This is a genomic window from Streptomyces sp. NPDC059875 (assembly GCF_042731085.1).
Taxonomy (GTDB): Bacteria; Actinomycetota; Actinomycetes; order Streptomycetales; family Streptomycetaceae; genus Streptomyces.
The window spans coordinates 35,790-60,444 of sequence record NZ_JBHWJZ010000029.1; the positions used below are offsets into that span (position 1 = coordinate 35,790).

Sequence of the window (24,655 nt, forward strand, 5' to 3'; positions counted from 1 at the left end):
GTGCGTGACCATTTCTGTACGAAGATTGTCGGCGCTCGCTCTGCTGGGCGCCGTTCTCGTCGGCTGCGGCGGAGGCACGGCCGGCACCGCGCCGGCCCCTGACAGCCCGTCCGCCGCGCCGAGCACGCAGGCGGGCGAGGCGCCGGGCGCGAGCGCGAGCGCCGCGCCCGGGCCGGCGAACGTGCGCAAGGCGCCGCCCACCATGGCGCCCGGCCCCGGTGGTCTCACGCCGGTGTTCGAGCGGGCGCGCAAGGGCGGCGACAAGGTCGTCGCGCTCACCTTCGACGCCGACATGACCGCCGACCAGGGGTCACGGGCCGCGGGTGGCGAGCGCTTCGACAACCCGCGGCTGATCGAGACCCTGCGGCGGCTCAAGGTCGACTCGACGGTCTTCATGACCGGCCGCTGGGCCGAGGAGTACCCGGACCAGGCCCGCTCCATCGGCACGGACCCCCGCTTCGAGATCGCCAACCACTCCTACAGCCACTTCGCCTTCGCCTCCCCCTGCTACGGCCTGCCGACGGTGGCGAAGCAGGACATGGCCGCCGACGTGACGCGGGCGTTCGAGGCCTTCCGCAAGGCCGGGGCGCGCAACGTCGTGCCGTACTTCCGCTTCCCCGGCGGCTGCTACGACGACGAGGCGCTGCGTGCGCTCGCCCCCGCGAAGGTCACGGCGGTGCAGTGGGACGTGGTGAGCGGCGACGCCTTCGCCAAGGACGGCGACGCGGTCGCCCGGCAGGTCCTCGACGGGGTGAAGCCCGGCTCGCTCGTGGTCATGCACTGCACCCGCAGCGCCGCGCCCGTCACGGAGCAGGCGATCCGCCGGATCGTCCCCGAACTGCGCGCCCGCGGCTACCGCTTCGTGAAGGTCTCCGAGCTGATGGCGGAGCGCCGCGCGGACAGGTCCTAGGACAGGCCCGAGGCCCTTCGTGGGGTGCGCGAGAGGGGGCCTCCCGAACGGGAGACCCCCTGCGCGTTCTGCTGGTGTTCCTCCGGTCAGCCTGTGGCGTTCCGGCGTCGCTTCCACCAGACGATGCCCGCACCGGCGGCCACCGCGGCGGCGGCGATGCCGGCGATCAGGCCGACGGGCGTGTCACTTCCGGTGTCGGCGAGGTCGCCGTCCGGGTCGGGAGCGTTGCCGCCGGGGTCGGTCGGACCGGGCGTGCCGGTCGGGGTCGGGTCGGGCGTGCCCGGGCCGGTCGGCGTCGGGGTGGGCTTGCCCGGGTCGGTCGGCGTGGGGGTGGGGGTGGGGGTGGGGCTGGGGCCTCCGCCACCGTTGTCGATCTGCCCTGCGCCGTTGCCGCCCAGGTAGGACGTGTCGGAGTCGCGGGCGGAGGTCTCCGCGCGGACGGACGTCCTGGTGGTGGCGGGCAGGCGCGGGTGTTCGAGCTGGAAGCGGGCCTGGGTGATGTTCCGCTTGGGGGACTTGGAGAAGTCGACGCCGCCGACGCCCTGGTTGTAGACCTTGCCGCCGTAGCGGAGCTCGAACCACTCGACGCCTTCGCGGTACGACTTCATGTACCGCTGCCAGGTCTCGGTCTTGGACCACTTCTCGTTCTGGGCGCGCAGCGTCCACCGGTCGATGTCGTTGCTGTTGATGATCTTGCGGAAGTCGGTCGGGGTCTTGGCGTCCTGCTGGCGGATCCACTCCGCGGCGACCCGGGAGGCGTAGACGCGGCGCAGGTCGGCGTAGGTGGCGGTGGTGTTGACGCGCTTGGAGACCTCGGGCATGACGTTGGCGCGCAGCAGGGCCTCGCTGGCGCGCTTCTCCGGGTCGGTGAGCTTGCAGATGCGGGCGCCCGGGTTCTCGTACTTCACGTCCATCCACTCGGTGGACACCTTCAGCGGTGCGTCGAGGATGTAGATGCCGCCGTCCTGCTCGCGGACCTTCGCGGTCTCCGGTTCGATCCAGAGCCGGACCATCGGGAAGCAGGGCATCCCGTCACGGCGCGGGGCCGTGTCCCAGAACCTGCGCGCACCGGCGTGCTTGTCCGGGTTGATGGCGTTGGCGAAGTCGTGCTTCATCGCCAGGTCGGCTTCGAGGAGGACCCGGCCGGCGTCGGTCTTCCCGAACGCCGAGTCCATGACCTTGTCGGGCTGGTCCGGGTTGAGGTTGACCCAGAACTTGTCCGGCGTCAGCGCGAGCCACGTGAACATGGCGTCGGAGGCGAGCTGGAGCTTCTCCTCGCCGCCGTATCCGGGGTTCTCGTCCTCGTCGGGCATGTAGTCGGCCTTGACGGAGTAGTCCAGGCCCTTGCCCTTGACGGGGTTTCCGACGTACTGGAGCTGGAGCGTGGAGAAGTCGATGCCGCCGGGCCCGCGTCCGAGGCCGCTGCGGGTGTTGACCTCCTGGTACTGGCGCTGGAGGGCCTTGGCCTCCTTGGGGGTCTTGCCCGATTCGAACGCGACGTCGTTGAGGGGACCACGGGAGCCCTTCGCCGGGTCGGGGTTCATGACCGCGTAGGACTTGGAGTACTTCGTGGTCGGGAACACGCCCTTGCCGGTCGCGCGCCGCTCGTAGATGCGGATCGGGTTGCCGGTGGTGTTCCGCTCCCCCTGGAGGGCCCTGTTGAGGTTGCCGTACTGGTTCGTCGTCCCCCGGGTGGCCTTCTCCCCGGCGTACATGACCAGCTTGTTCTTCGTGAAGTCGAAGTTGGCGTCCTTGTGGCGCATGATGATCTTGTCGTTCTTGAGCTGGTCCGAGCGGTACTTGCCGTTGGACTTGAACTCGCCGAACTCGTTCAGCTTCTGGTTGTAGCTGTCGTACTTGCGCCGCGCCAGGAGCTTGCCGTCCTTGTCGCGGATCTCGATCGTGACTTCACACAGCCAGTCCGGGCCGATCATGTTGAAGTCGCGCACGGTCTTGCGCTCGAACTCGCCACCCTTGTGGTTGTTGATCTCGTTGTTGATCAGGTAGCGCTTCATCCACTTCCCGAACGGCAGGTTCGGGTTCTGCGCGGTGTCCTTGAACCGGTTGTAACGGGCGTAGATCCCGTTCCGCATGTCCTCCGGGTTCTGCGACGTCGCGTACTTCTTGTCCCAGGCGTCGATGGCGTCATCGGTACGGCCGACCTTCGCGAGCTCCTGCGGTGTCGGAGCGGGAAGGTTGTCGAACCCCTTGAAGAGGCTGTCGTAGAAGTACTGCTCGTCCAACCCGGGGTGGATGTCGTGGTGCCCGCTGCCCGGGGCGCCGGAGTTCGCGGGGGTGCGCGGGTACGTCTTCTTCAGGTGGAGCTGGTCGCACCGCTTGCCGGTGGTGATCTTCGCGGTGTCGCCGGGTGCGGCCTGCGCCGGTGCGGCCGGGAGACCGACCAGCATCATCCCGGCCGCGGCGGCGACCGCGAGGCACGAGGCCAGGCGCCGCTTCAGGCGGGTCATTGTCGGTGTGCTCACTGCGTGTCCCTGGTGGGGGGCTCAGGGGACAGGAAAAGGCGGGCGGGATGGGGCCCCCGTGACATGTCCCTGACCGCCAGGTGTCCACCCTAGGGCCTCATGGGCTTGCTGGTGCAACTGTTTGCTGACGTGGCATATGTCAACTCACCGATCAGCACAGGTCGTTGAAGACACGTCGGGCCGGTTCGCTACGGTGGCGGCCATGACCGACCACGCGGACCATGCCGACCACGCGGACCAAGCGGACCACACCGACGATGCTGCCGACGACGCCGTCGGGACCGATCCGGCCCGGCACCCGGAACTCCTGGCCTGGCTGACCGAACGACAGGCCGCCTTCCCCCGCTGGGCCGAGGACACCGGCGGCGCGGACCGGTTCGACTTCGGCCCCTCCTCCCTCGACGTCCTCGACGATCTGCTGCGGGAGACGTTCGACACCGACGCGGAGATCGCCGCGCAGCGGCGCGAACCGTTCGTCCAGGGCGCCGTCTGGTACCTCGGCGAAGTGATCTGCCGCGAGCGCGGGACGGTGTGGAAGTACGAGCCGGACACCACGGACGACCAGGGCACGGCCCCGCTGTTCGACCCCGCCGACCGGCCCGGCGTCCTCGACACCCCCTGCGTGAGCCTCCCCACGGACGGCCCCGAGCGCGGCCTGTACCCGCTGAACGTGCTGCGCCGCATGCTGATGGAGAAGGACGCGCTGGGCAACCCGATCGACGAGCGTCTGGTGGACGCGCTCGAAGACGACTACCTCGACGACGAGTTCGACGACGAAGACGAAGACGAAGACTTCGACGACGACGAGGAGGAGGGCCAGGGCTGATCAGCGCGCGGCAGGAGTACGGAAGGGGGACTGCTAGCCCGAGCAGGCGCTGCGCTGGGCCTCCTGCCATGCGCAGACCGGGCAGAGGGTGATCCCTTTGGTCGACTCGGGGTACTCGGTCGGCTTCCGGCACAGCACGCACTCGGCGTACGGCCCGTCGGCGGCCGGCGTCGCCGCCGTCGCCTCGGTGGGCTCGCAGTACGACGTGTCCTCGTCCATGCGGTCGAGCGTACTCACTCCCGCCGGGCCGTGGCCTTGGTGCTCACGGCCACCGCGGCGGCGACGAGCACCAGCGCGCCCGCGAGGGCGAGCCAGGGCGTCGCGACGGTCGAGGTGCGGGAGCCGGTGACCAGGCCCGTGACCGCGTACTGCGCGGGTGAGCCGGTCGTCACCAGCGCGAGGAGCGAGCCGAGGACGAGAGCGGCGAGCGACCAGCCACGGGACCGGACGAGCGGCCGGGTGGTGAGGGCGCCCACGGCGGCGCCCGTCAGGACACAGACCGCGGCGGCGAGGAGCCCCGCCGTCCCGGCCTCGACCGGGTCGACCCGGCGGAGGTCGCTCACCGCCGTCACCCCGAGGACGGCGACGACGCCGAGGAGCGCCGCGCAGCCGATGGCGGCCAGGACGGCCGCCACATGTGCCCGTTCCCGTCCGGCCGCTGCGGCCACCACGCTGCGCGCGGCGGGCGGTTCCTGGCCGAGACAGATCCGTACGACCCACGCGGTGACGGGGAGCAGCGCGGCGGCCGTGAACCCGAGGGCACCGAGCACGGGCTCCCCGGCGCGCACGCCGACGCCGACGAACACCGCGTACAGCAGCAGCGGTGCGAGCCAGCGCTGGGAGCGCAGGAGCAGGTCGGTCTGGTAGCGCAGGAGTGCGGTCATACCCGGACGCTTTCGGTACTCAGCTCGTGGATGTGCCAGGAGGCGTCGAGCAGGGCGCGGAGCAGTCCGTCGGAGTGCGCCGCGTCGACGGTGACGGTCGTGGTGCCGTCGGGTCCGGGCTCGCACGAGGACGATTCCGGCAGCTCGTCGGGGAGCACGGTCCCGCCGGAGACGACGATCCGCACGCGGGACCGTACGCTCTCGTCACGTCGCGGCTCCCCCGGCCGCACGCTCCCGTCGAGCCGGGGACTCCCGGACCGCATGCCCCCGTCGACTCCGGAACTCCCCGGCCGCACGCCCCCGTCGACTCGGGAAATCCCCGGCCGGACCCGCCCCGCCTCCACCGTGAACTCGGCGTCGGCCTCGCCCGCGAGTCGCCGTGGGTCGTGGTCGACGAAGACGACCGTCCCGCCCGACGCGACGCGCTCGCGGACGGCGCGGTCCAGTTCCTGTCGCGCGCCCGTGTCGAGGCCGGTCCACGCCTCGTCGAGGACCAGGAGGTCCGGGCGTGCGAGCAGGGCCTGGGCGACGGCGACCTTCTGGCTGCTGCCCTTGGAGAGTTCGGCGAGCGGCGTGCCGGCGAAGTCGCCCGCGCCGAACCGCTCCAGCCACTCCCCCGCCCTCGCCTCCGCCTCCTCCCGGCCGAGCCCCTGGACGCGGCCGAGATGAACCAGATAGCCGCTCGCGGTGAAGGGCAGGGCGGCCGGGAACCGCTCGGGGACGTACGCCGTGCGCCGCGGCCGGCCGGTGATCCGGCCCTGCGTCGGCGCGTCGATGCCCGCGAGGAGGCGGAGCAGGGTCGACTTGCCGGTTCCGTTGGTGCCGGTGATCCGGACGAGGGCGCCGGCGGGCAGGGCGAGGCCCACCTCGCGCAGCACCCACGGCCCGCGCAGCCCGTAACGGCGCCCCACCCGGTCGAGCTTCACGCCGGGCTCAGTTCGACGTCTTCTGCGGGGTGAGTTCGCTGGGCCGGATGATGACGAAGCCCTGGCCCTCCAGCTTCAGTTGGACCGCCTCGCCCGAGCCGCCGCGGATCATCGAGCCGACGGACTGCGAGCGGTGCAGCGAGGTGTGCAGCTGCTCGCTCCAGCCCACGACGGCGTCGGTGTCGACAAAGACCGGGGCCTGCGGGGAGACGGGAATGACGATCGGGTTGCCCTCGCAGATCAGGGCGATCTTGCCGTAGCCGGTGAAGACGCTGTTGAAGAGACCCCCGCCGGTCATGCCGGCGCCCTTCACCGTCTTGATCTCGTACGAGAGGGTCGGGTCGAAGCACAGGACGTTGCGCCCGTTCACGGTGAACGCGTCGTTCTGCTCGACCTCGACGATGAAACAGTTCTGCGCCTCGTGCGCGAACCAGGCCTCGCCCTGGCCGCGGACGGCCATGAGGGCCAGGCCCTCGCCGGTGACGGCGCGCTTGAGCATGCCGCCGATGCCCTGGCCCTTGCGCTCGAACTGGAGGTCGCCGCGGAAGGCGATCATCGAGCCCTGGCGGGCGTGCATCTCGCCGTTGACGGCGTACTTGACGCACTTGGCGTTCTGCAGGCTCATGCCCGGGAACGTCGCGGTCTCGGCAAGGTGTTCGCTGGCAAAAAGATCGCTCTTCATGAGGTGCATCCTGTCCCGGAACCGTTCATTCCCACAAGAAACGCCTGTGCGGGCAGTGGCAGACTTGCCGGGTGAGCAGCAACGAGACCGACATCCGTGACACCAAGCCCCAGTTCGTCCTGCCCCTCGTCGTACGGATCGAGCGGGCCGAGCCCCCGGCCCGTACCGACGCCCTCGAGACGGCCGCCAGGGCCGTCCTGGAGATCCTCGCCGACGAACGGGCGCACGGCGACGGGGAGTGGGCGCAGGCCATGACCGACTGGCAGGACGCCCGCATCCGCAAGGTCGTGCGCCGGGCGCGCGGCGCGGAGTGGCGGCGCGCGGAGTCGCTGCCGGGGATCACGGTGACGGGTGCGGCCGCGGAGGTACGCGTGTTCCCGCCGGTCCCGCTGGACGGTTGGCCCAAGGAGCTGGCCAAGCTCCAGGTGTCGGGCACCGACCTGGAGGACCCGGACCCGGCCGGCCCCGGCGCGCCGCGGCCCGGGGCGGCGCTGCTGTGGCTCAACCCCGACCTGGACATGTCCGCGGGCAAGGCGATGGCGCAGGCGGGGCACGGTGCGCAGCTGCTGTGGTGGGAGATGCCGGATGCGGACCGCAAGGCGTGGCGCGAGGCCGGCTTCCCGCTGTCCGTGCGGACGGCCGATCCGGCGCGCTGGGCGGAGCTGACCACGAGCGGGCTGCCGGTGGTGCGGGACGCCGGTTTCACGGAGATCGCGCCCGGTTCGTGCACGGTAGTGTCCGCATTCCCCTCGCTCGGTCCGCTCGGCGACTGAACACGCCCGTCCCGTAGTACGTATCTCCCGATACCGCCAAGTGGGTTGAACGGAAGCGTCGTTACCGGTTCAGTCTGCGGTGACCGAGATTTCGAACGTACGGGAGACATCTTGTCGCTACGCGTCAACGGGACGGCACTCATCATCGCGGCGCTCGTCGCCACGGTCGGCGCGCTCGCCTTCCCCGTCTGGTCCTACGCCGACCGTTCCGGGACCGGCCAGGCGAATCTGAACGCGTCGAGCGTGGCCACCCAGTGGGGGCCGCTGTCGGCCACGGACCGGGACTTCCTGGTCAAGGTGCGGCTGGCCGGTCTCTGGGAGCTGCCGGCCGGGCAGCAGGCCATCGAGCGCGCCCCGAGCCGGGCCATGGTGGAGTGCGGCGACCACCTCGTCGTCGGCCACACGGACCTGGACCGGCGGGCCCGGGACGTCGCGGCGAAGCTGGGCATCGAGCTGCCGAACCAGCCGACCGAGCAGCAGCAGGGGTGGCTGCGGGAGCTGACGGCGGCGCGCGGGGAGGAGTACGAGCGGAAGTTCGCGAACCTGCTGCGCAACGCGCACGGCAAGGTGTTCGCGCTGATCGCGGAGGTCCGGCACACCACGCGCAACACGTTGATACGGCAGCTGGCGAGCGACGCGAACCAGACCGTGCTCGACCACATCACCATGCTGGAGGCGACCGGGATGGTCGACCACGACGCGCTGGCGAACGAGGCGGCGGGCCGGAAGACGGCGCCGCCGACCGGGCCGCCGGTGGTGCCGTCGCCGGCGGTGCCCTCGCCGGTGCGGCCCTCGGGGACGGACCAGTCGTTCACGTCGCGGCCGGCGCCGGAGGCGGGGATCGTGACGCCGCACTCCGAGCCGTAGCGGAGGGCCGGCTTTCCCGCCGGAACCTCAAATCAACCTCTGAACGTCCCCTCGACTGGATTCGAACGCGTCCGGCCGGGCCATCAGCTTGGGGACTGAAGGAGGGGGACATGACGGAACTCGGGATCGGCATCGGCTGGCGGCCGGAGATCGCGGACGCGGTGGAGGCGCTGCCCGGCGTCGACTGGGTGGAGGTCGTCGCGGAGAACGTGTGCGCGGGCCACCTCCCCGACTCGCTGCGGCGCCTTCGGGCGCGCGGGGTCACGGTCGTCCCGCACGGGGTCTCGCTGGGGCTCGGCGGCGCGGACCGGCCGGACGCGGGGCGGCTGGCGGAGCTGGCGGCGAAGGCGGAGGCGCTGGGGGCGCCGCTGGTGACGGAGCACATCGCGTTCGTGCGGGCCGGGGGCCCGCTGACCGCGACGCCGGTCCTGGAGGCGGGGCACCTGCTGCCGGTGCCGCGGACGTGGGACGCGCTGGACGTGCTGTGCGAGAACGTCCGGATCGCGCAGGACGCGCTGCCGGTCCCGCTGGCGCTGGAGAACATCGCGGCGCTGATCTCCTGGCCGGGCGAGGAGCTGACGGAGGGCCAGTTCCTGTCGGAGCTGGTGGAACGCACGGGGGTACGGCTCCTGATCGACGTGGCGAACCTCCACACGAACCACGTCAACCGCGGCGAGTCCCCGTCGAAGGCCCTCGCGGAGCTCCCGGTCGAGGCGATCGCGTACGTCCACGTCGCGGGCGGTCTCGAACGCGACGGCGTCTGGCACGACACCCACGCCCACCCGGTCCCCGAGCCGGTCCTCGACATCCTCACGGACCTGGCGTCCCGCATCTCCCCACCGGGCGTCCTCCTGGAACGCGACGACCACTTCCCTCCGGCGGAGGAACTGTCGGCGGAACTGGCGACGATCCGTGAACGGCTGAGGGGGGCGGCGCGCGCCGGGGCGGTGGCCGCCGGGGGTGGGGTCGTCCCGGGTGGGGAGCTGGTGGGCTCGTCCGCCGGGCGGCCGCTGCTCATCGGCGCGGGGGCCCGGGTCTCCGGGGGGCCGATGCCGCAGACGGCGGGCGAGTTGCCCGCGCAGCCGCACGCTGCGGACGTGCCCGCCCGGCCTCCGCGCGAGCCGGTCCCGGCACAGCACCGCGCGGCGGGTGGTGAGCGCGCGCGGGAGCGGGTCGCCGTTGCGCAGGCCGCGTTGTTGTCCGCGCTCGTCGCGGGGACGCCCGCGCCCGAGGGGTTCGACACGCGACGGCTCGGTGTGCAGAGCCGCGCCCTTGTCGGGAAGCGTGCCGAGGTGATCGCCAAGATCGCCCCCGAGCTGCCCGAGATCCTCGGCGACGACTACCGCACCGCCTTCCGCGCGTACGCCAGGACCCGCCCCATGACCGGCGGCTACCGCCGCGACGCCCTCGACTTCGTCGAGCACCTGCTCGTCGCCGGCCGCCCCGCCGACCCCGCCGCCCGGCGCCGGCTCACCCGCTGGTGGCAGGACCGCACCGACACCCGCCTGCCCGGCCCGGCGACCCGCCTGATCCGCGCCGCCCGCGCCACGCTCGTACGAAAGTGAGGGCAGCATGAACCTTCTCGCCCTGATCATCTGGGCCGCCGTCCTCGCCGGCCTCGGCATGACGATCGCCCGCCTCCGCGCCGCCCGCGCCGACCGCGGCGGCTCCGTCCACGACCTCGCGGAGGCCGCCTTCCTCCTCGGCGGCCCGCCCCGCGTCGTGGACGCCGCGCTCGCCGCGCTGCAGGCCGACGGGCGGATCGGTGTCGGCGGCCCGGGCATCGTCGTCGCGCGTCCCGGCGCCACCCCCCGCGACCACGTCGAACGCGCCGTGCTCCAGGAGCTCACCGCCGCCCCCAACGGAGCCCTGCATCAGCTCCGGCTCGCGGTGATGCGCAGCCCTGCCGTGCAGGAGATCGGCGACGGTCTCGCGGCGCGCGGCCTGATGGTGGCCCCCGAGGACCGGCACGCCGGCAAGCGGTGGTGCCTCACCGTGGGCCTCGGCTCGCTCGTGCTGCTCGTCGTCTCGATCGCCCTGACCGTGGGCGTCGCACGCGATCCGTTCGAGGTGCCGTTCGTCTTCAAGGTGGTTCCCGTCCTCTTCGCGGGCGTCTTCGGCTCCCTCATCTGCGGCGCGTACAACGCCGGCCGCACCACCCGCGCGGGCCGTCGCGCCGCCGCCGCGTACCACCAGGCCCATGTCTACTACCCCGACGCCGGGCACCAGGTCGGGCTGCGCGGCCTGCGCGCCGTACCGGACCCGGAGCTGCGGACGCAGCTGATCGCGGCGGCCCGGATGCCGAGGCCCACGACCCACACCTCCACCGGCCCCGCCACGGACGCGGCCATGCTCGCGACCCTGCACTGGTGCGCGGGCACCCCGGGCAACGCGGGCCCGTGCGGCGGCGCTCCCGGAGGCGTCGGCGGCGGCACGGACAGCGGCTTCGGGGGCGGGGGCTGCTCGGCGAGCGCCTGCTCCGGCGGCGGAGGCGGTGGCGGAGGCGGCGGGTCCAGCTGCGCCGGCTCCAGCGGCGGCGGAAGCTCCTGCTCAAGTTCCAGCGGCGGAGGCAGCTCCTGCTCCAGCAGCAGCAGTTCCAGCTGCGGAAGCTCCAGTTCCAGCAGCTGACCGAGTCGCCGCCGGCGGCGCGGAGCAAGCGCGTCGGCCACCGCGTCGACGGAGCCGCCCCCACCGGCCGAGAGGCTCCGACCGGCCAGGGGGCGGACTCCACGATCCCGCGTGGTTCACGCCGACGCCGACGGCCCTTCCTGGCCAACGGATTCGAGCAGCAGCCGCGCGGCCACCATCGCCCCGTCGGCGCGGAACGCCTCCGCCACGGCCGTCGCCCGCGCCCCGGTCTCGGGGGTCAGGGCCGTCTTCAGCGCGGCCGACAGGGACTCGAACGTCGGAGTCGGACCGTCGTGTGCCGCGCCGATGCCCAGGTCGGACACCCGGCCGGCGAAGTACGGCTGGTCCCCGCCCTGGGGCACGATCACCTGAGGCGCCCCGGCCCACGTGGCCGTCGTCGTCGTGCCCGCACCGCCGTGGTGCACGACGGCGGCCGCCCGGCGGAACAGGGCCTGATGGTTGACCTCGCCGACGACGAAGCAGTCGTCCTGATCGTCGATCAGGGCCAGGTCGGCCCAGCCACGGGAGAGGACCGCGCGACGGCCCTGCGCCCGGATCGCCTCGATGGCCGCCCGGGCGACGTCCTGCGGATCGCGCATGGGAATGCTGCCGAAGCCCACGTACACGGGTGCCGTACCGGCGTCCAGGAACTCCACCAGCTCGGCCGGCAGCGGGCGTTCGTCCGGCAGGACCCACGCGCCGGTCTGCACCACCTCGAGCTCCGCCGGCTGCTCCCACGGCGCCAGGACCGGGTCCGCGGCCAGCCACGGCCGGTCGGTGAAGACGTGGTCGCGGACGTTGTCCAGCGCCGGCAGACCGATCGACGCCCGGTGGGTGTTGATCGCCTCGCCGAACACCTCCTGCGCGTCCCGGGCGTCCTGGTCCCACAGCGCGCGGTTGTCGGTCACGTCGGAGGCGAGCGGCCGGCCCGGGCGCGGGATCGGCGGGTGGTGCGGAGACGGCAGGCTCACCGGCTGGTAGCTCGCGTACACGTAACGGATGCCGAGCGTCTCGGCCGCCGACTTCACACCCGCCACGGCCGGCACGAGGCCGGTCGCCACGAGCACGTCGTACCCCTCGGCCCGCGCCGTGACGTTGTCGTGGAACGCGGCGACCAACTCGGCCGCGCGCCGGGGCACGCCGCCGGGCGACGGCGGCGTCTTCCCGGTCACCAGCGCGCGCACCGACGCACCGGTCGGCACCATCTCCACGCCGACCCCGGCCAGCCGCTTCGCGAACTCCTCGTCCGGTGGCGCGCAGACCAGCACCTCCGCGCCGAGCTCCCGCAACCGCACCGCGAGTCCCACCAGGGGTTCCACGCCCCCGCGCGAATCGTAGGCCGCCAGACACACCCTCATGTCGTCCTCCAGTTTCCGTGGTTCTTCTTCCCGCCTCGGTCGGCGGTTCACATCGGTTCGCCGCGGTCAGGTGGTGGGCAGGTCGAGCTGGAACTCGCGGGTGCGCCGGTAGGAGCGGAAGCCCAGGTCCCGGTTGACCTTCAGCATGTGGACGTTGTCCTCGGCGTTGTCGGTCTCGATCTCGGTGACACCGGGGTACTCGGCGCGCAGCCGGCGCACCATGGCGGCCTTGAGCCACAGCCCCAGACCGTGGCCGCGGTGCGCGGGCACGACCGCGGTGTCGTACTGCTGGACCCGCGACGGAACGCCCTGGGGCACCAGGATCTCGGTGTAGCCGGCCATGGTCCCGTCGTCGTGGACGGCGGCGATGGTCAGCAGGGTGTCCCCGCGATCGGCGACAACCCGGGCCATGGCCCGTACGCGCTCGGCGTCCCAGTCCACGCTGCCGTAGTCCAGGTCTCCGACGGGCATGTCGTTCATCGCGTTCTTGGCGGTGGCGAAGGCCTCGGCGAGGTCGTCGGGCACCGTGCCGTTCCAGGCGGTCAGTCGGTAGCCGGGGTGCTCGGCATCGGCGACGCGCAGGATCCCGGCCTCGTCCAGCTTGTCGAGGTGCAGGACCAGATGGTCCAGCGACAGGGCCCGGCGGAAGCCCCACCGCTCGCAGAAGGCCTCGCCCGGGCTGTCGGCCGCGGCCTCGACGATCAGGCTGCGCCGGTCCTCGGTACGGCAGGCCGCCACGACCGCGGACAGCAGGCGCGATCCGGTTCCGTTGCGCCGGTGGGCGGGGTCGACGTGGAGCTCGAGTTCGGCCAGGTGATCCCGTCCCGGGGAACCGAACAGCCGCAGGCCCGCGACGCCGACCGTGGCGCCGTCCGCCCCGGCGGCGAGCCAGGTCAGTCGGTGGCTGTCCAGGGTGGGCTTGGTGAGCTGGGCGTGGATCTGCCCGGGGCCGGGAGCCGGTACTCCGGGCAGGTCGTGGGCCATCGAAGCGGCGACGACCTGGTGCCAGGCGGCGGCGTCGGTGACCGAGATGCGGTGGAGCGGAGTGACGTGGACGTGCTCGGACAAGGGCGTGACTCCCGTGGTCGGTTGATCGAACGGGGACGACGCTATGGGGTCCGACGGCCCGGCACATCGGTCGAGGTGACGTAATCGGATGATCAACAACGCAGGATCGTTGGGTAGGTTTACTCCATGCTGTACGGGCGGGGGACCGAGCAGGACCACATACGCCAGTTGCTCAGCCGTGCCCGTGAGGGCACGAGCAGCACGCTGGTGTTCCATGGCGAGGCCGGAATCGGCAAGACGGCGCTGCTGGAGTACGCCACCGAGGTGGCGGGCCCCGGGCGTGTGCTGCGGACCGTGGGCATCGAGTCGGAGATGGAGCTGGCCTTCGGCGGCCTGCACCAGCTCCTACGGCCCGTCACCGATCGGCTGGACACGCTGCCCGGACCGCAGGCCGCCGCCTTGAAGGCGGCGTTCGGGCTGACCGGGGAGACGGTGGGCGACCGCTTCACCCTGGGAACCGCGGTCCTCACGATGCTGTCGGAGGCCGCCGGAGGCAGCCCGCTCCTGTGTCTCGTCGACGACGCGCAATGGCTGGACCGGGCCTCCCTGGACGCCTTGACGTTCGCCGCACGTCGACTCCACGCCGAGGGCGTGGTGATGCTGTTCGCCCTCCGCGACGGCGTTCCGGGCGGGCAGATCACCGGGCTGCCACGGCTGAGGCTGCACGGCATCGACCCCGCGGCCGTCGACGCCCTCCTCACCGAGCGCGTCGCCGACCTGGCGCCCTACGCGCGAGACCGGATCGTCGAGCAGGCCCAGGGCAACCCGCTGGCGCTGCTGGTACTGCCCGCGGCGCTCACCGCCGAACAGCGGGCCGGTCAGTTGAACCCCGTGACCCTTCCCGCCGCGCTGTCCTCGCCCTCCAGCCGCATCCAGGAGACCTTCCAGGAACAGGTCCATCGTCTGCCCGACGCCACCCGAGCGATGCTGCTGGTGGCCGCCGCCGACGACTCCGGCGACCTCGACCTGATCCTGCGGGCGTCGACCCGGTTAGGCGCCACTCTGGAGGACCTGGAGCCGGCCGAACGGGCCACGCTCGTCCTGCTGACCGAGAACACCCTGTCCTTCCGCCATCCGCTCATCAGGTCGGCCACCTACCAGGACGCCGCCCTGGCCCGGCGCCTCGCGGCCCACCGCGCGCTGGCCGAGGAGTTGGACGGCGCCCAGCACGCCGACCGCCGGGCCTGGCACCTGGCCGCCGCCACGACCGGAACCGATGAACGCGTCGCCGACGAGATGGTCGGTGCCGCGCAAAGGGCCGGAGGCCGACAGGGGACCGCCTCGGCCTCGGCCGCGTACGAACGCGCCGCGCAGCTCACCGCGGACCCGGCCAGACGCGCCCAGTTGCTGGCGGCCGCGGCCATCACCTCGGCCGAGGCCGGGCAGTTCCACCGCACGGCGGCCCTCACCGACCGGATCAACGCACTCGCCCTCGACCCGGCGATGCTCGCCGACTTCGCCCGGGTCCGCGCGATCGTCGAGCTGGACCGGGGGTCGCCGCGGCACGCGGGCCGCATCCTCGTCGAATGCGCCGACCGGATCGGCTCGTCCACCGATCTCGCCGCGGTGCTGGCCGAGGCCGTCCAGGCGGCCCAGTCCTCGGGCGACGGAGAGCTGCTGGCCGATGTCGCCGCCAGGATTCCCACCTCGCCGAAGTACGCGACGGCGAGAGCGATGGCCGGGCTCGTCGAGGGCAGGGAAACGAACCGGCGGTCCCCCGCCGAGGGCACCGGTTTCGCCGAGAGGATCCTCGAAGGGACGTTCCACCAGCTCGTCGCCGATCACGCCACCGCTCTCGACCACGCCGCCGCGTGCGTGGACGACTGCCGGGCGCAGGACGTGGTCGGCTGGCTCCCCACCTCGCTGCACCTGCTCGCCGAGACCCGGCTGTCCCTGGGGCGGTACGAAGAGGCCCGTACCGCCGCCGTGGAAGGGCTGGCCGTCGCCGAGCAGTTCGGTCGCAACCATCGGGCGACCTACCTGCGCGCGACCCTGGCGACCTTGGCCGCCGTCCAGGGGGAGGCGGAGCGGTGCGTCAGCCTGAGCGAGACGGTTCTCGAGTACGCCGACGCCCACGGCATCGGACTGGCCGCCGCCCAGGCCCACCGGGCCCTCGGCCTGCTCGACCTCGGCCTCGGCCACGCGGAGAGCGCGCTCGCCCATCTGGAGTCGGCGCGGGCCCGCGTGGGCCACCTGATCCTGTCGGCCTTTGTCCTGCCCGATCTCGTCGAGGCCGCGATACGCGCGGGGCGGCCGGATCGCGTGGCGGAGCCGGTGCAGTCACTGGCGGAATGGGCGGAGGCCGCACGTCACCCCGCGGCCCTCGCGCTCTCCCTGCGCTGCCAGGGGTTGACGGGTGCGGACGACGAGGCGGAGCAGCACTTCACCGCTGCCCTGCGCCTGCATGACGCGGGCTCGACCCAGCCGTTCGAAGGGGCCCGCACCCAGTTGCTGTACGGCGAGTGGCTGCGCCGCGAACGCCGCCGCGCCGACGCCCGCCGGAGCCTTCGCGCCGCGCTGGAGACGTTCGAGGATCTCGGCGCTCAGCCGTGGGTGTCGAGGGCCCGCACCGAACTACAGGCCACCGGTGAGACCGTCGACCAGGACGGCGAGCCGAACGTGCTGCTCGGTCGGCTCAGCCCGCAGGAACGGGAAGTCGTACGACTGGCCGCCACCGGGGCCACGAACCGCGAGATCGCCGCCCAACTCTTCCTGAGCCCGCGCACGGTCGGCCACCACCTCTACCGTGCCTTTCCCAAGCTGGGCATCACGTCCCGCACCGAGCTTCCCCCGCTTCTCGGCGAGGACCACTGACCGAAGGTGCCCGGGGACCGAAGGTGCCCGGAGACCGGACGTGCCCGGAAATGACGCCGGTGCGGCGCGCATCGTGCGCGCCGCACCAGGAGCCGGACCCGGTGTCGCTGGAGCGGCGTACGGAACTCCGTCCGCCGTCTGATCTTCCGGGTCAAGGGGTGACGGCCCGGCAGGCAGCCGGGCCGTCACCGAGTTCGCGGGGCCGTCAGGCCAGGCCCGCCACCAGGTCCGCCACGGAGCGGCGGCGGCCGGTGTAGAACGGGACCTCCTCGCGGACGTGCATCCGCGCCTCGGAGGCGCGCAGGTGGCGCATCAGGTCGACGATGCGGTGCAGCTCGTCGGCCTCGAAGGCGAGGATCCACTCGTAGTCGCCGAGCGAGAACGAGGCGACGGTGTTGGCGCGGACGTCGGGGAAGCCGCGGGCCATCTTGCCGTGGTCCGCGAGCATCCGGCGGCGGTCCTCGTCCGGCAGCAGGTACCAGTCGTAGGAGCGCACGAAGGGGTAGACGCTCACGTAGTCGCGGGGCGTCTCGTCGGCCAGGAAGGCCGGGATGTGCGACTTGTTGAACTCGGCGGGGCGGTGCAGCGCCATGTTCGACCAGACCGGCTCGAGGGCGCGGCCCAGCTTGGTGCGGCGGAAGAGGTTGTACGCGTCCTGGAGCTCGTCGCTCGTCTCGGCGTGCCACCAGATCATGACATCGGCGTCGGCGCGCAGACCGGAGAGGTCGTACGTGCCACGGACGGTGATGTCCTTGGCGGCGAGCTGGTCGAACAGCTCCTGGACCTCGTCGGCGTAGCCGGCGCGGTCCTCGGGCAGGTTGTCGCGCAGCTTGAACACAGACCACAGGGTGTAGCGGATGACCTCGTTGAGGTCCTTCGCCTTCTTACCGGCGTTCGGGATCTTTTCGGGCGCACTCATACGCCTATTCTCGCCCGTCACGGACAGTGCCCTGCACCAGGGTGGGTGGTTTCCGACGTGGCGATGATCTCGTCCGCGATCTCGTCGGCCGCGCGATGGCCCGAGGCGATGCAGGCGGGGATGCCGACGCCCTCGTACACGGCCCCGGCGAGGCGCAGTCCGGGGACCTCGGCGACGGCCGCGCGGATGCGGGCGACGCGGGCGAGATGGCCGACGGGGTACTGCGGGAGACCGCCGGTCCAGCGGGTGACGGTGGTGGCGACGGGCCGGGCGGTCAGCCCGGTGGCCGAGGCGAGGTCCTTGAGGGAGGCCTCGACGAGGTCGGCGTCGTCGCGGAGGACCTGCTCCTCCTCGCCGTAGCGGCCGACGGAGGTACGGAGGACGAAGAGGTCGGGGGCGGCGTCGGAGACCCACTGCCACTTCTGGCTGGAGAAAGTGGACGCCTTGATGGTGTGCCCGTCGACGGGCGGCACGAGGAATCCGGAACCGGGCAGCCCCTGGACGTCGGAGCGGCGGAAGGCGAAGGTGACGAGGGCCATGGAGGCGTACTCGACGGCCCCGAGCTCGGTGGAGGCGACGGGTGCCTCGCCGGCGAGGAGCTCGGCGGCGGACCAGGCGGGGGTGGCGAGGACGACCGCGTCGGCGAGGAACTCCCGGCCTCCGGCGACGACGCGCCACCGCGTGGCGGGGCCGCGGCCGGTGCGCCGGCCGCCGGTGCCGCCTGCCGAGGGCAAGGGCCGGGTGGCGGACGCCGCGTCGGCCGGTCGGTCCGCAGGCTCGGGGTCGCCCGCCGGGACCCGGCGCAGTTCCGTCACCGGGGCGTGCGTCAGGATCTCGCCGCCCGCCGCGCGGATCGCCGCGGCGACCGCGTCGGGCAGGGTGCCGATGCCGCCCTCGATGCCCATGAAGGCGGAGCCGCCGAGGCCGGTGGCCGCGCCCGCCGCGTCGGACGGGGTCGCGGCGCCCGCCCGCTGGACGGCGTGGACGGCCTCGGTGAGCGTGGCGTGGGTGCGGGCGGCGGCGAAGAGGGCGGGGACGGCGGCCCGCATCGAGATCCGGTAGGCGTCGCCCGCGTACACCCCGCCGAGCAGCGGCTCGACCAGCCGGTCGACGACCTCGTGGCCCATCCGGTCGGCGACGTACGCGCCGATGGCGATGTCCTCGCCGATCTCGGCCGGGGGCAGTTCGCGGTCCCGCTCGACCCGGCGCAGCCCCTCGTCCGAGAGGAGGTCCGAGAGCGCCGCGGCGTCGCCGGGGACGCCCATGACATGCCCCTTGGGCATCGGGCGCAGCGCCCCGCGGGTCCATACGGACGCGGTGGTCGTGGCGGGCGGCCGGAGCCGGTCGCCGAGCCCGACGGCGCGGGCGAGCGCGACCGCCTCGGGGCGGCGGGCGAGCAGCGACTCGGCCCCGAGGTCGACGGGAGCGCCGGCGATCTCCCCGGCGAGCAGCTTGCCGCCCACCCGGTCGCCGCCTTCGAGCAGCGTCACCCGGGCTCCGGAGGAGAGCAGCCGGTGGGCGGCGGCGAGGCCGGCGATGCCGCCTCCGACTACGACAACGTGCGCGTTCATGGCTCCACTCTCTCAAAGCCCGTTCCGAGGCCGGAACGTGACCACATCGCTACCGCCCGGCGGCAACCCGCACACCCACCCTGTACGTCGAACCGGCACCACTCACCACCATCCCAGGGGGGATCCCATGCGTGGAACGCGAGGAGCGGCCGTGGCGCTGCTGACGGTCTCGCTGGCGCTGACCGGCTGCGCCGGGGGCGCGTCCGACAGCGGCGCCGACAGCAAAGGGCTGAGCGCCGCCGAGCCCGCCGACGGCGGCAAGGCCGCCGAGGGCGCTGCCGACAGAGGCTTCGAGTCGGGGACGGGCCAGGGGGCGTCGGCCCCGAAGAAGCCCGCGGACGTGTCGCGGCAGCAGCACGTCATCCGTACCGCCGAGCTGACCGTGGAGGTCGAGGACGCGGCCAAGGCCCTGGCCACCGCCCGCCGGGTCACCGAGGGCGCGGGCGGGCAGGTCGCCAACGAGTCGACCGACCGGATCGACGACACGCACCTGACCTCGCGGATCGTGCTGCGCGTACCGCAGGAGAAGTACGCGTCGGTGCTCGAGGAGCTGGCGGGCACGGGCAGGCTGCTGTCCCGCAAGGCGGACGCCAAGGACGTCACCGAGCAGGTGGTGGACGTGGAGAGCCGGATCGCGACGCAGCGGGCGAGCGTCGCCCGGGTGCGGGCGCTGATGGACCGGGCGGAGAAGCTGAGCGACGTGGTCACCCTGGAGGGCGAGCTGAGTCGTCGTCAGGCGGACCTGGAGTCGCTGCTTGCCCAGCAGGCCTCGCTGAAGGACCGTACGACGCTGGCGACGATCACCCTCGAACTGACCGAGAAGGAGAGGGCGGGAGCCTCTGAGACCGAGGACCGACCGGGCTTCCTGGAGGCGCTCGCCGGGGGCTGGAACGCCCTGGTGACGGCGCTGGCCTGGATCGCGATCGTGCTGGCGGCGGTGGCGCCGTGGCTGGCGGTGGCGCTCGTCCTGTACGTGGTGTGGCGGGTGCTCGTACGGAGGGGGCTGCCGCGCCGTCCCTCGCGGGGATCGGCAGAGGCATCCGCGCCGGGATCCGCGCAGGGGTCCACGCCGGCGTCCGCGGAGGAACCTGACACATCCACGGACTGAACCACCGCGCCGACGTAGCGTGTTCGTATGAGCGAACGACTGGTGGTCATCGGCGGCGATGCGGCGGGCATGTCCGCCGCATCGCAGGCACGCAGGCTCAAGGACTCCAGGCAGCTGGAGATCGTCGCCTTCGAGCGGAGTCACTTCACCTCGTACTCGGCCTGCGGGATCCCGTACTGGGTCGGCGGCGACGTCTCCGCGCGCGACGAGCTGATCGCGCGCACCCCGCAGGAGCACCGGGCGCGGGACATCGATCTGCGGATGCGGACCGAGGTGACCGAACTGGACGTGCCGGGGCAGCGGGTGCGCACGCGGGACCTGGAGTCGGGTACGGAGGCGTGGACGGGCTTCGACAAGCTGGTGATCGCGACCGGCGCCCGGCCGCTGCGGCCGTCGCTGCCGGGGATCGACGCCCCCGGTGTGCACGGGGTGCAGACCCTGGACGACGGGCAGGCGCTGCTCGACTCGCTGGAGCGCTCGGAGGGCCGGCGGGCGGTTGTCGTGGGCGCCGGGTACATCGGTGTGGAGATGGCCGAGGCGCTGCTGAACCGGGGCTACGAGGTGACGGTGCTCAACCGGGGCGAGCAGCCGATGGCGACGCTCGACCCGGACATGGGCCGGCTGGTGCACCGGGTGATGGACGGTCTCGGCATCAGGACGGTCGGCTCCTCGCCGGTCACGAAGATCCTCACGGGTGAGGACGGTCGGGTCCGGGCGGTGGCCACGGACGACGCCGAGTACCCGGCGGACGTGGTGGTCCTCGGGATGGGTGTCGTCCCGGAGACGACCCTGGCGCGGGCGGCCGGGCTGCCGCTGGGGGTGTACGGCGGCCTGCTCACCGATCTCGCGATGCGGGTGCGGGGGCACGAGAACATCTGGGCGGGCGGCGACTGCGTCGAGGTCCTCGACCTGGTCTCGGGCCGCGAGCGGCACATCGCGCTGGGCACGCACGCCAACAAGCACGGGCAGGTCATCGGCTCGAACGTGGGCGGCGGCTACGCCACGTTCCCGGGCGTGGTCGGCACGGCGGTGTCGAAGGTGTGCGACCTCGAGATCGCGCGGACGGGCCTGCGCGAGAAGGAGGCCCGCGAGGTCGGGCTGCGGTACGTGACGGTGACGATCGAGTCGACCAGCCGGGCGGGCTACTACCCGGGCGCGGCCCCGATGACGGTGAAGATGCTGGCGGAGCGCCGTACGGGCCGGCTGCTCGGGGTGCAGATCGTGGGCCGTGAGGGCGCGGCGAAGCGGGTGGACATCGCGGCGGTGGCGCTGACGGCCGGGATGACGGTGGAGCAGATGACGGCCCTGGATCTCGGGTACGCGCCGCCGTTCTCGCCGGTGTGGGATCCGGTGCTGGTGGCAGCGCGCAAGGCGACGGCCGCCGTTCGGGCGGAAGACTGACTCGACCGGACCACGACGCGTGGTGACGCTTTGCGGCGACCCGTGCACCATGTGTCACTGGTCACATGATCAGACACGCCGCGCGAGCGCTCTGCGCCGCCTCACTCCTGATAGCCCCGCTCGCCCTGAGCACCCCCGCCCACGCCGTCGTGACCTGCACGGTCAACGGCTTCCCCCGAACCGCCACCAACGTGACCGGCACACCCGGCAGCGACTTCATCCGCTGCCCGTCCATCCCCACCGGCCACTCGGTGGACGGTGGCGGCGGCAGCGACTACATCGTCGTCGACGGCGACGTAGCCTCCGGCGCCGAGGTTCGCGGCAACATCGGCAACGACTACCTGCGGATCAGCGGCAACAACGCCGGCATCGTCAACGGCGGCCTCGGCCTCGACTACTGCCGGGTCGCCTCGGGCACCGCGCCGATCAACTGCGAGGGCTGACCCTTCACGGCCCCGGCCCGCCACCCCGAACGGGGGTGGTGGGCCGGGGCCGCGGCGTGTCGTGCGGGCGTCGTCAGACGGCCGTCCGCGTGTGGACGTACTCCACCAGGCGGGTCAGCGCGTCCGGGTCGGTCGTCGGCAGCACGCCGTGGCCCAGGTTGAAGACGTGCCCCTCCAGGTCCTTCGCGGCGGCCAGGACCTCGTCCGTCTTGGCCTCCACGGCCTCGCGGGTGGAGAACAGCACGGCCGGGTCCAGGTTGCCCTGGAGCGCCTTGCCGGGGCCGACGCGCCGGGCGGCCTCGTCCATCGGGACGCGCCAGTCGACGCCGACCACGTCGGCGCCGGCCTCGCCCATGAGGCCGAGCAGCTCGCCCGTACCGACACCGAAGTGGATGCGCGGGACGCCGTACGAGGCGACCGCGTCGAAGACCTTGGTGGAGGCGGGCATCACGGAGCGCCGGTAGTCGGCCGGCGCCAGGGCGCCCACCCAGGAGTCGAAGAGCTGCACGGCGGACGCGCCGGCCTCGATCTGGACCTTGAGGAAGGCCGAGGTGATCTCGGCGAGGCGGTCGAGCAGATCGGCCCACAGCTGCGGGTCGCCGTACATCAGCGCCTTGGTGTGCTCGTGGTTGCGGGACGGGCCGCCCTCCACGAGGTAGCTCGCGAGAGTGAATGGCGCGCCGGCGAATCCGATGAGCGGGGTGGATCCCAGCTCGCCGGTGAGCATCCCGATGGCCTCGGTGACGTAGTGGACGTCCTCGGGGGTCAGGTCGCGCAGCCGGTCCAGGTCGGCGCGGGTCCGGATCGGGTCGGCGACGACCGGGCCGACGCCCGGCTTGATGTCGAGGTCGATGCCGATGGCCTTGAGCGGGACGACGATGTCGCTGAAGTAGATCGCCGCGTCGACCTTGTGGCGGCGCACGGGCTGCAGCGTGATCTCGGTGACCAGCTCGGGCCGCATGCAGGACTCGAGCATCGGGATGCCCTCGCGGACCTTCAGGTACTCGGGCAGGGAGCGCCCGGCCTGCCGCATGAACCAGACGGGGGTGTGCGGTACGGGCTCGCGCCGGCACGCCTTGAGGAACGCGGAGTCGTGCGTCCGCGACTGCTGCTTCGTCTGCTGGCCCACGGGGCTGTCATTGGCACTCACGACCAGAATCTTCGCATGTGGCGGGAAGCCGCTCGCCCGGGCCGGGTGTCCCTCCCTGCGCGAGGCCCCCATTCCGCCTACTCTTCCCCGCATGGCTGCGGCTCAGGGACATTTTTCCGATCATTCCGACGGCGACGAAGGAGCGGGCGACACGGCGGGCACCACGGAGACGAACCCGGTGCCGCCCGCTTTCCGGCGGGCGGTCGAGGCACTGCGTTCGGCCCGGCTGCGGCCGGAGGTCGAGATCGACCCGACCCGGGCACCGCAGCGGCTCGCCCCGTACGCGTACGCGCTGGAGGCGGCCGTCGTGGACGGCGAGGAGGACCTGGCCGACGGGCGGCTCGTCCTGCTGCACGACCCGGACGGGCACGACACCTGGAAGGGCACGTTCCGGCTGGTGACGCTGGTACGGGCGGAGCTGGAGCCCGAGATGGCGGCGGACCCGCTGCTGCCGGAGGTCTGCTGGTCCTGGCTGACCGGTGCGCTGGAGGCGCGCGGCCTGGCGTACGGAGAGGCGAGCGGCACCGTCACGATGGCGGGCTCCCACTACTTCGGCGGGCTCGCGGAGCGCCGCCCCGCGACCCAGATCGAGATCCGGGCGTCCTGGACGCCGACCGAGGGTCTCGCGGGGGTGCCGGACACGGGGACGCACCTGGCGGCCTGGTGCGATCTGCTGTGCCAGATCGCGGGTCTGCCGCCGTCCTCCACGCCTGATCCCGGGGCGGGGACGACGTCGGGCGCGGGGGTCGTCTCGCTGCCCCAGCGCAGGGGTCCGCAGCAGCCCTAGCGGCGCCTCCGGGGTCGCCCGGACGGAGGCTCACTCATAGGATGATCGATCACGCGTCCGAATTGCCCGAATTGTTACTCACCAAATCGTGATCTTTCCCTAAAGGCGGGCGCCCGAGCTGCCGAAGGAGTCATTGACCCTTTCACCGCACGGGTCGCCCCCGGCTTCTTCCCCGAGCCGGCTCCGTCCCGCATCTCCCCAGGAGGCCGTGTGTCCGTTCTCCTCGAGCAGCCCGCAAGCCTGGTCGCCTACCGCCCGAACAAGCCGACCGCCATGGTCGTCGTGGCCGACCCGCGCGTCCGCTCCACCGTCACCCGCCACCTGTGGGCCCTTGGAGTACGAGACGTCATCGAGGCGTCGTCCATCGCAGAGGCCCGGCCCCGTGTCGGCAACCCCCGCGACATCTGCGTGGCCGACGTCCACCTCCCCGACGGCAGCGGCCTCACGCTGCTGTCCGAGACCCGCGCCGCGGGCTGGCCCAACGGCCTCGCCCTCTCCGCGGCCGACGACATCGGCGCCGTGCGCAACGCACTGGCCGGTGGCGTCAAGGGCTACGTCGTCACCGGTACGCGTACGAACATCGGGCACCCCACCCGCCCCGGCGCCGCCCCCATCGGCGCCGCGGCCGCCCGCCTCGGCCACCGCCGCCCCCCGGGTGCTCCGAGCCACCCTGGCGGCTACCGCGAGCTCTCCGGCCGCGAGGTCGAAGTGCTCCGGCTGGTCGCCGAGGGTCAGTCGAACAAGGCCATCGGCGTCTCGATGGGCCTGTCCGCGCTGACCGTGAAGAGCCACCTCGCCCGGATCGCGCGCAAGCTCGGCACCGGGGACCGGGCCGGCATGGTCGCGGTGGCCCTGCGCACCGGGATCATCCACTGACCAGGACGATCGAACCCGGGCCGGAATCGGACCGGAATCGGGCACCGGACGAGCCTCCCCCACAGCCTTCGGCGTGGGAGGTGCCCCCAGCGCCGGGCCCGGAGCGATCCCTGAACGGTTGACGAAAGATCGGCGCCTGTCGACGGAACGTTCCGTCGACAGGCGCTTGCCGTTCACAGAT

At 72.7% G+C, this 24,655-nt stretch carries 22 protein-coding genes; 12 read left to right on the top strand and 10 right to left on the bottom strand.

Annotation, left to right across the window (positions count from 1 at the left end; translation table 11 throughout):
* The first annotated feature begins 4 nt into the window (after positions 1 to 4).
* Positions 5 to 910, top strand: a complete 906-nt coding sequence (locus ACFV9D_RS29565) for a polysaccharide deacetylase family protein (protein WP_385152779.1) — start codon at positions 5 to 7, stop codon at positions 908 to 910.
* A gap of 86 nt (positions 911 to 996) precedes the next feature.
* Here ACFV9D_RS29565 and ACFV9D_RS29570 read toward each other — a convergent pair whose 3' ends face one another.
* A complete protein-coding gene (locus ACFV9D_RS29570) occupies positions 997 to 3,393 on the bottom strand; it encodes an LAETG motif-containing sortase-dependent surface protein (RefSeq protein ID WP_385152781.1) in 2,397 nt (798 codons plus the stop codon).
* A 202-nt stretch (positions 3,394 to 3,595) separates the two neighbouring features.
* Here ACFV9D_RS29570 and ACFV9D_RS29575 point away from each other — a divergent pair, with 202 nt between their 5' ends.
* Positions 3,596 to 4,219, top strand: a complete 624-nt coding sequence (locus tag ACFV9D_RS29575; RefSeq protein WP_385152784.1) for a hypothetical protein — start codon at positions 3,596 to 3,598, stop codon at positions 4,217 to 4,219.
* Positions 4,220 to 4,252: 33 nt separating this feature from the next.
* Here ACFV9D_RS29575 and ACFV9D_RS29580 read toward each other — a convergent pair whose 3' ends face one another.
* Genes ACFV9D_RS29580 through ACFV9D_RS29595 form a run of 4 tightly spaced genes read right to left on the bottom strand, consistent with a single transcriptional unit; the run spans position 4,253 to position 6,711 of the window.
* Positions 4,253 to 4,438: a hypothetical protein gene (locus tag ACFV9D_RS29580; RefSeq protein WP_385152787.1), complete on the bottom strand. Its 186-nt coding sequence runs from the start codon at positions 4,436 to 4,438 to the stop codon at positions 4,253 to 4,255.
* Positions 4,439 to 4,452: 14 nt separating this feature from the next.
* Positions 4,453 to 5,103 (bottom strand): ABC transporter, encoded by a 651-nt coding sequence (locus ACFV9D_RS29585; RefSeq protein WP_385152789.1) that lies wholly within the window; start codon positions 5,101 to 5,103, stop codon positions 4,453 to 4,455.
* Positions 5,100 to 6,029: an ATP-binding cassette domain-containing protein gene (locus tag ACFV9D_RS29590; protein ID WP_385152792.1), complete on the bottom strand. Its 930-nt coding sequence runs from the start codon at positions 6,027 to 6,029 to the stop codon at positions 5,100 to 5,102. Before ACFV9D_RS29590 ends, ACFV9D_RS29585 begins: the two co-directional genes overlap by 4 nt.
* 7 nt (positions 6,030 to 6,036) lie before the next feature.
* Positions 6,037 to 6,711 carry an AIM24 family protein gene (locus ACFV9D_RS29595; RefSeq protein ID WP_385152794.1) on the bottom strand — a complete coding sequence of 225 codons (675 nt, stop codon included), beginning with the start codon at positions 6,709 to 6,711 and terminating at the stop codon, positions 6,037 to 6,039.
* Positions 6,712 to 6,782: 71 nt separating this feature from the next.
* Between ACFV9D_RS29595 and ACFV9D_RS29600 the strand changes: the two genes are divergently transcribed.
* The 4 genes from ACFV9D_RS29600 (at position 6,783) to ACFV9D_RS29615 (ending at position 10,979) form a co-directional block, all read left to right on the top strand.
* Positions 6,783 to 7,484, top strand: coding sequence for a peptidyl-tRNA hydrolase (locus ACFV9D_RS29600; protein ID WP_385152797.1), 702 nt, complete (start codon positions 6,783 to 6,785; stop codon positions 7,482 to 7,484).
* 111 nt (positions 7,485 to 7,595) lie between these two features.
* Positions 7,596 to 8,351, top strand: a complete 756-nt coding sequence (locus ACFV9D_RS29605; protein ID WP_385152800.1) for a DUF4142 domain-containing protein — start codon at positions 7,596 to 7,598, stop codon at positions 8,349 to 8,351.
* 110 nt (positions 8,352 to 8,461) lie between these two features.
* Complete coding sequence (locus tag ACFV9D_RS29610; protein ID WP_385152803.1) at positions 8,462 to 9,916, top strand: DUF692 family multinuclear iron-containing protein; 1,455 nt, start codon at positions 8,462 to 8,464, stop codon at positions 9,914 to 9,916.
* A gap of 7 nt (positions 9,917 to 9,923) precedes the next feature.
* Positions 9,924 to 10,979, top strand: a complete 1,056-nt coding sequence (locus tag ACFV9D_RS29615; RefSeq protein ID WP_385152806.1) for a TIGR04222 domain-containing membrane protein — start codon at positions 9,924 to 9,926, stop codon at positions 10,977 to 10,979.
* Between the two features lie 116 nt (positions 10,980 to 11,095).
* Here ACFV9D_RS29615 and ACFV9D_RS29620 read toward each other — a convergent pair whose 3' ends face one another.
* Positions 11,096 to 12,337: a glycosyltransferase gene (locus ACFV9D_RS29620; protein ID WP_385152809.1), complete on the bottom strand. Its 1,242-nt coding sequence runs from the start codon at positions 12,335 to 12,337 to the stop codon at positions 11,096 to 11,098.
* Between the two features lie 66 nt (positions 12,338 to 12,403).
* Positions 12,404 to 13,405: a GNAT family N-acetyltransferase gene (locus tag ACFV9D_RS29625; protein ID WP_385152811.1), complete on the bottom strand. Its 1,002-nt coding sequence runs from the start codon at positions 13,403 to 13,405 to the stop codon at positions 12,404 to 12,406.
* Positions 13,406 to 13,531: 126 nt separating this feature from the next.
* On the opposite strand from ACFV9D_RS29625, the gene ACFV9D_RS29630 reads away from it, so the two are divergent.
* Positions 13,532 to 16,219: an AAA family ATPase gene (locus ACFV9D_RS29630; RefSeq protein WP_385152814.1), complete on the top strand. Its 2,688-nt coding sequence runs from the start codon at positions 13,532 to 13,534 to the stop codon at positions 16,217 to 16,219.
* 205 nt (positions 16,220 to 16,424) lie between these two features.
* On the opposite strand, the gene hemQ is transcribed toward ACFV9D_RS29630, so the two are convergent.
* Together hemQ and hemG are read right to left on the bottom strand one after the other, a co-directional pair.
* Positions 16,425 to 17,138: a hydrogen peroxide-dependent heme synthase gene (gene hemQ / locus ACFV9D_RS29635; RefSeq protein ID WP_383173382.1), complete on the bottom strand. Its 714-nt coding sequence runs from the start codon at positions 17,136 to 17,138 to the stop codon at positions 16,425 to 16,427.
* Positions 17,139 to 17,155: 17 nt separating this feature from the next.
* The gene (hemG, locus tag ACFV9D_RS29640; RefSeq protein ID WP_385152817.1) at positions 17,156 to 18,709 is read right to left on the bottom strand and encodes a protoporphyrinogen oxidase; all 1,554 of its coding nucleotides are present in this window, start codon (positions 18,707 to 18,709) and stop codon (positions 17,156 to 17,158) included.
* A 127-nt stretch (positions 18,710 to 18,836) separates the two neighbouring features.
* Between hemG and ACFV9D_RS29645 the strand changes: the two genes are divergently transcribed.
* The 3 genes from ACFV9D_RS29645 (at position 18,837) to ACFV9D_RS29655 (ending at position 21,661) form a co-directional block, all read left to right on the top strand.
* Positions 18,837 to 19,817 carry a DUF4349 domain-containing protein gene (locus ACFV9D_RS29645; protein WP_385152820.1) on the top strand — a complete coding sequence of 327 codons (981 nt, stop codon included), beginning with the start codon at positions 18,837 to 18,839 and terminating at the stop codon, positions 19,815 to 19,817.
* Between the two features lie 27 nt (positions 19,818 to 19,844).
* Complete coding sequence (locus tag ACFV9D_RS29650; protein ID WP_385152822.1) at positions 19,845 to 21,218, top strand: FAD-dependent oxidoreductase; 1,374 nt, start codon at positions 19,845 to 19,847, stop codon at positions 21,216 to 21,218.
* Positions 21,219 to 21,283: 65 nt separating this feature from the next.
* A complete protein-coding gene (locus tag ACFV9D_RS29655; protein WP_385152825.1) occupies positions 21,284 to 21,661 on the top strand; it encodes a hypothetical protein in 378 nt (125 codons plus the stop codon).
* Between the two features lie 73 nt (positions 21,662 to 21,734).
* Here ACFV9D_RS29655 and hemE read toward each other — a convergent pair whose 3' ends face one another.
* Positions 21,735 to 22,811 (bottom strand): uroporphyrinogen decarboxylase, encoded by a 1,077-nt coding sequence (gene hemE / locus ACFV9D_RS29660; protein WP_385152828.1) that lies wholly within the window; start codon positions 22,809 to 22,811, stop codon positions 21,735 to 21,737.
* A 91-nt stretch (positions 22,812 to 22,902) separates the two neighbouring features.
* Here hemE and ACFV9D_RS29665 point away from each other — a divergent pair, with 91 nt between their 5' ends.
* On the top strand, positions 22,903 to 23,598 hold the full coding sequence (locus ACFV9D_RS29665) for a DUF3000 domain-containing protein (protein ID WP_385152830.1): 696 nt from the start codon (positions 22,903 to 22,905) through the stop codon (positions 23,596 to 23,598).
* A 210-nt stretch (positions 23,599 to 23,808) separates the two neighbouring features.
* Positions 23,809 to 24,474, top strand: a complete 666-nt coding sequence (locus ACFV9D_RS29670) for a response regulator transcription factor (protein WP_015037008.1) — start codon at positions 23,809 to 23,811, stop codon at positions 24,472 to 24,474.
* Positions 24,475 to 24,655 lie beyond the last annotated feature (181 nt).